This is a genomic window from Micromonospora craterilacus, from assembly GCF_003236315.1.
Classification (GTDB): Bacteria; Actinomycetota; Actinomycetes; order Mycobacteriales; family Micromonosporaceae; genus Micromonospora; species Micromonospora craterilacus.
In genome coordinates, this window is the sequence record NZ_POTY01000352.1 from 1 (window position 1) to 4,625 (window position 4,625).

At 72.1% G+C, this 4,625-nt stretch carries 3 protein-coding genes and 1 pseudogene; 3 read left to right on the forward strand and 1 reads right to left on the reverse strand.

From position 1 onward, the window contains the following. Together C1I95_RS31905 and C1I95_RS31910 are read left to right on the forward strand one after the other, a co-directional pair. A pseudogene (locus C1I95_RS31905) lies at window positions 1–452 on the forward strand (glycosyl hydrolase); the annotation flags it as partial. 196 nt (window positions 453–648) lie between these two features. Beyond that, window positions 649–1,710, forward strand: coding sequence for a PHP domain-containing protein (locus C1I95_RS31910; RefSeq protein ID WP_111219580.1), 1,062 nt, complete (start codon window positions 649–651; stop codon window positions 1,708–1,710). A 16-nt stretch (window positions 1,711–1,726) separates the two neighbouring features. On the opposite strand, the gene C1I95_RS31915 is transcribed toward C1I95_RS31910, so the two are convergent. After that, a complete protein-coding gene (locus tag C1I95_RS31915) occupies window positions 1,727–2,707 on the reverse strand; it encodes a DMT family transporter (RefSeq protein ID WP_146605922.1) in 981 nt (326 codons plus the stop codon). A gap of 179 nt (window positions 2,708–2,886) precedes the next feature. On the opposite strand from C1I95_RS31915, the gene C1I95_RS31920 reads away from it, so the two are divergent. Next, window positions 2,887–4,557, forward strand: coding sequence for a DUF885 domain-containing protein (locus C1I95_RS31920; RefSeq protein WP_111219582.1), 1,671 nt, complete (start codon window positions 2,887–2,889; stop codon window positions 4,555–4,557). Window positions 4,558–4,625 lie beyond the last annotated feature (68 nt).

Sequence of the window (4,625 nt, forward strand, 5' to 3'; positions counted from 1 at the left end):
ACCTGCTCTCGGGCGGCGGCCTGGGCGCGGCCGGCACCGCCGGCACCACGACGGTGGCCAGCGCCGGGGGTGCCAACTACGACGGCACGCCGCGCAACCCGGTGGTGTTCACCGCGACCGGGCTCAACCTGAACCACACCGGTGGGCAGACCACGTTCGACCTGTTCCTCGACGCCGGCAGCGCGGTGGGCAACGGTGTGCAGGTACGCGTCTCGTACGACCTGACCGGCGACGGGAGCTGGGAACGGGTGGAGACGTACCGCTACTTCGCCACCGACCCGGTGCCCGGCTGGGAGCACTACACCCAGTCCGCCGGGCTGCACTCCAGCAGCGGCTCCCTCGGTAACCTGCGCGGCGGCACGGTCCGGGTGGAGGTCTGGTCCGCGATCGGGGCCAATCCCACCACGCTCGGCGTCGGCGACCGCTCGGTCGTCCGACTGCCGTACACCTGATCAGTTCCCACCACCACCCCCGCGCCGCCGGTCGTTCCCCGACCGACGGCGCGGGCGCGTAGGTTGCAGGGCATGAGCGAGCGCCAGCGAGCGAATCATCAGCTCGGTGCCCTGACCGCTCGTGGCGGCACGCAGCGAAGCGGAGTGCCGACATGAGCGAGCGCCAGCGAGCGAATCATCAGCTTGGTGGCCCAGCATGAGCCGGGATCCCATCGCCGACCTGCGCCGGATCGCCTTCCTGCTGGAGCGGGCGAACGAGGCCACCTACCGGGTCCGTGCCTTCCGATCGGCGGCAAACGCGCTGGCCGGGCTGCCGAAGAAGGAGGTGGCCGAACGGGCCCGCGCCGGCACGCTCACCGAGCTGGCCGGGGTCGGTGACGTCACGGCCCGCTGCGTGGCCGAGTCACTGGCCGGCGAGGAACCGGTCTACCTGCGCCGGCTGGTCGCCACCGAGGGCAGCGACCTCGACGCCGAGGCCACCAACCTGCGTACCGCGCTGCGCGGCGACTGCCACACCCACTCGGACTGGTCGGACGGCGGGTCGCCGATCGAGGAGATGGCGCTGGCCGCCGTCGAGCTGGGTCACGAGTACGTCGTGCTGACCGACCACTCGCCCCGGCTCAAGGTGGCCCGTGGGCTCACCGCGGACCGGCTACGCCGCCAGCTTGACCACGTGGCACGGCTGAACGACGCGCTGCCGGAGGGATTCCGGATCCTCACCGGCATCGAGGTGGACATCCTCGCCGACGGTTCCCTGGACCAGGACGAGGAGCTGCTGGCCCGGCTGGACGTGGTGGTCGGGTCGGTGCACAGCGGCCTGAACGACGACCGGGCGAAGATGACCCGACGGATGCTCACCGCGATCGCCAACCCGCACCTGGACATCCTCGGCCACTGCACCGGCCGGATGGTGTCCTCCCGCCCGGCCGGGGTGACCGGACCGGGCGACCGGGGACACCGCGCGCGGACCCGCGCGGAGAGCGACTTCGACGCCGACGCGGTCTTCGCCGCCTGCGTCGAACACCGCACCGCCGTGGAGATCAACTCTCGTCCGGAGCGGCAGGACCCGCCGAAGCGGCTGATCCGGCGGGCGTTGGAGGCCGGCTGCCTGTTCGCCATCAACACCGACGCGCACGCCCCCGGTCAGCTCGACTGGCAGCGCTTCGGCTGCGAGCGGGCGGCCCGCTGCGGCGTCCCCGCCGACCGGGTGGTCAACACCTGGACGGCCGACGACCTGGTCTCCTGGACGCACGCCTGAAACCGGGCCCGGCGGCTCAGCGGGTGGCGGGCTCGGCGGCGGGTGCCATCGGGGTGCCCGTACCGGCCGCGATCGGCCGCCGCCGGCGGCCGATCAGGCCCTGCGACACCGCCACGCCGAGCAGCACGATCAGCGCGCCCACCGGCTGGTGCCAGGTCAGCCGCTCGTCGAGCACGACGGCACCGATCAGCACCGCGAAGATCGGGATCAGGTAGGTCACCGTGGATGCGGTGGTCGCGCCGACGATCCGGATGTTCCGCAGGTTGATCACGAAGGCCAGTCCGGTGCCGAGCGCGCCCAGCGCCAGCACGGCACCGAGCACCTTGGGCGACAGCGCGGTCGGCAGCGGCGGCGCGCCGGCCACCAGCGGCGCCACGACGGCCAACTGGACCGCGGCGACCACCAGCTGCGCGGCCGACAGGGACACCCCGGACAGCGCGCTGCCGGCGATGAACTTCTTCTGGTACGGGATGGCGAGGCCGTAGCAGGCCGCCGCCCCGAAGCACATCAGCTGGCCGACGAAGTGTGCCCCGCCGACGCCCTCCCAGACGCCGAGCACCACCATCACGCCGACGAAGCCGAGCCCCAACCCGACGGCACCCCGGGAGGTCAGCCGTTCGGTACGGAAGGCCAGCACCGCCAGCGGCAGCACGATCAGCGGGGTGGTGGCGTTCCAGATGCCGGCGAGCATCGACTCGACCCGCTGCTCGCCATAGCCGAACAGGGTGAACGGCAGGGCCACACCGAAGGCCGCGATCACGGTGAGGTGGGCCCACACCCGGAGATCCCGGGGTAGCCGGTCACGCAGCACGGCGAGCACCACGAGCAGGGTCAGCGCGCCGGAGGCGACCCGGTAGAGGGTGAGGTGCAGCGGGTGCAGCTCGGCCACGCCGACCTTGATGAACAGGAAGCTGGAGCCCCAGATGGCGGCGAGGGCGACAAAGCCGGGCAGCCAGCTGCGCAGCGCCGGCCGGTCAGGGGTGAAGTCCGCTGTCACCCCTGACACTCTGCCCCTGGCGTACGACAAAGTCCCGCGGTTTTCGGCCACCGTGTTGCGGACCACAGCTGCCGGTCCCACCGGCCGCGGCTCGGCCTCCCGGCGGGCTCCGGCTTGACCGGGTTGAACACCGCAAACAGGGTCAACACGACGGCGGTGAGGTCACGTAGGGTCGCAGCGTGGGACGAATCGATGACCTCGCGAACCGCTACGTGGCCGACTGGGCCGCGCTGAGCCCGGCCGGCGCCACCTCCGTCGGCATCGCGGGCTACGACGACAAGTTGGACGACCTGTCGCCGGACGGGTACGCCGCGCGCGCCGAGCTGACCCGGCGCGCCCTGGCCGACCTGGAGGCGACCGAGCCCGACACGGAGGCCGAGCGCACCGCCCGGGAGGCGATGCAGGAACGACTGGGCCTCGACCTGGCCCGGTACGAGACCGGCGAGACGACCAGCGAGGTCAGCGTCATCACCAGCGGATTGCACGAAATCCGGATGATCTTCGACCTGATGCCGACCGAGGGTGCCGAGGCGCAGGCCAACATCGCCGCCCGGCTGAACCTCTTCTCCGGAGCGCTGGAGGCGTACAAGACCACGCTGCGCGAGGCGACGGCCGCCGGACGGGTCAGCCCACGGGCGCAGTTGCTCGAGGTGGCCAAGCAGTGTGACGCCTGGGTGGACCCGGACGGCGACAACATCTTCCACGGGCTGGTCGGGCGGCTGGGTGCCGACGGCGCCCTCGGTGCCGACCTGCGCCGGGGTGCGGCGGCGGCCACCGCGGCGACCGCCGAGTTTGGGCAGTTCCTACGCACCGAGATGGCCCCGCACGGCCGGGAGAAGCAGGCCGCCGGTCGGGAGCGCTACGAGCTGGCCTCGCAGTATTTCCTGGGCGCCCGGGTCGACCTCGACGAGACGTACGCCTGGGGGTTCGCGGAACTGGCCCGGCTGGAAGCCGACATGCGCACGGTGGCCGGGCAGATCGTCAGCCCCGGTGCCACCATCGACGAGGCGGTCGCGGCGCTGGACGCCGACCCGGCCCGCACCATCCGGGGCAAGGATGCCTTCCGGGATTGGATGCAGGCGCTGGCCGAGCAGGCGATCAGCGACCTCAACGGCACCCACTTCGACATCCCGGAGCAGGTGCGGCGCATCGAGTGCATGCTCGCGCCCACCAGCGACGGCGCCATCTACTACACCGGCCCCAGCGAGGACTTCACCCGACCGGGCCGGATGTGGTGGGCGGTGCCACAGGGCGTCACCGACTTCTCCACCTGGCGTGAGGTGACCACCGTCTACCACGAGGGGGTGCCCGGTCATCACCTTCAGATCGGGCAGACCGCCGTCCGGGCTGAGCTGCTCAACCGCTGGCAGCGGCTGCTCTGCTGGGTCTCCGGGCACGGCGAGGGCTGGGCGCTGTACGCCGAGCGGCTGATGGACGAGCTGGGCTACCTGGAAGACCCGGGCAACAAGCTCGGCATGCTGGACGGCCAGGCGTTCCGGGCCGCCCGAGTGATCGTCGACATCGGCATGCACCTGGAGCTGGAGATCCCGAAGGACAACCCGTTCGACTTCCACCCCGGCGAACGCTGGACGCCGGAGCTGGGCTGGGAGTTCCTCCGGGCGCACTGCCGGGTGCCGGACGAGATGCTGCGCTTCGAGCTGAACCGCTACCTGGGCTGGCCGGGGCAGGCACCGTCGTACAAGGTGGGCGAGCGGATCTGGCTCCAGGCGCGGGATGACGCCAAGGCCCGCAAGGGTGCCGACTTCGATCTGCGGGAGTTCCACCGGCAGGCGCTCGACCTCGGCGCACTCGGGCTCGACCCGCTGCGCCGGGCACTGGCCCGGCTCTGACCCTGGGCACTGCGCCGCCTGGTGCGCGGCCGGTGGCTGATCGCGGAGGGGGCGGGCCCGTACGGGCC

Excerpts from the sequence above, each read along its gene's own strand:
- C1I95_RS31910 (WP_111219580.1), top strand. The coding sequence starts at position 649 with ATGAGCCGGGATCCCATCGCCGACCTGCGCCGGATCGCCTTCCTGCTG.